The 1,200-nt window shown below is 45.6% G+C and carries 1 protein-coding gene; it reads left to right on the top strand.

What is annotated here, in order from left to right; translation table 11 throughout:
- The first annotated feature begins 236 nt into the window (after window positions 1-236).
- Entirely contained in the window at window positions 237-1,112 is an 876-nt protein-coding gene (locus tag Q0338_RS10440; RefSeq protein WP_298086667.1) for an ABC transporter six-transmembrane domain-containing protein, read from the top strand.
- Window positions 1,113-1,200: the final 88 nt, after the last annotated feature.

Raw genomic sequence — 1,200 nt, 5'->3', positions numbered from 1 at the left:
CTTAAATTTAGAGCGTCTTTCAGCTCGACTCTCGGCTCATTTTTCGTTGAAACGATCTTGTAGTTTGACATCTTTGTCTCCTTAGATTTTTGTTGTAATGCTATAACTTACAACTGATGAGCGAAGTATAATAAAATTTTGTTGTAATGTCAAGAGTTACAGCAAAAAATTCCGCAAGATTTGACGCAAATTTTAAAATCAGCTAAAATCCGCGCGATTTTAAACAAAGGAATTTTATGCAAAATAGCGCATTTAAGACGCTAACGCTCATCGCAAAGAAAAATTTTAAAAAGCTGTTCTTAACGTTTAGCCTGGTTTTGGCGGAAAACGGGCTGTTTCTCGTCTATCCCGTACTAGCCGGCATCGCCATAAACGCCATCGTAGCGGGCGACACGCTTTTGGCGCTTAGCTACTCGTGCATGGTATTCGTGGGCTGGGGGCTTGGCTCGATTAGGCGGCGCGTGGATACGCAGGTATTTACTAGGATATACGCAGGGCTTGCCGTAAGCGTGATAATGAACGAAAAAAGAGCCGCAAAAGACGAAAGCGCCGTAATCGCAAGAGCAAATTTATCTCGCGAATTCGTGGATTTTTTCGAGCAGCATTTTCCCGTGTTTTTCACCTCGGTCGTATCGATTTTCGGCTCGGCGATCATGCTTTTATTTATCGAGTTCTACGTGGGTTTGGCTGTTTTTGCCCTGCTCGCGGTTTTTGGAGTTTTGCTACCCAAATACATCGCCAAAAACGACCGCTTGTATCTAAAGCTAAACAACCAGCTAGAGCGCGAGGCAGGACGCATAAGCGCAGGCGATGAGCGCACGCTAAAGCGCCACTACGACGTACTTTCAAAGCTTCGTATCCGCATCTCAAACAGAGAGGCGATGAGCTTTTTTATCATCGGCGCGAGCGCGGCGGCGATTTTTAGCTTGGCGATATTTTTGCTCTCAAGCAAGCAGGCAAACGCAGGCCACATCTACTCGGTGCTCACCTATCTTTGGACGTTTGCGATCAGCCTTGATGACGCGCCTAGGCTGATAGAGGAGTTTAGCAAGCTAAAAGACATCGGCAAGCGCGTAGATGCCGGACTAGAAGGCGATATAGATAAAATTTAAGCGCTTTTTTGAGGTATAATTTAACTAAAATTTGCCCAAAAGCGAGGTCAAAATGCACGAAAATCACGCCCATTGCGCGCATTCGCAC

This window comes from uncultured Campylobacter sp. (assembly GCF_938018145.1).
In the GTDB taxonomy this organism is placed as follows: Bacteria; Campylobacterota; Campylobacteria; order Campylobacterales; family Campylobacteraceae; genus Campylobacter_A.
This window is presented reverse-complemented; position numbering and strand designations above follow the sequence as displayed.

Coding starts and splice junctions, on each gene's coding strand:
- Q0338_RS10440 (WP_298086667.1), top strand. CDS start 237: ATGCAAAATAGCGCATTTAAGACGCTAACGCTCATCGCAAAGAAAAAT.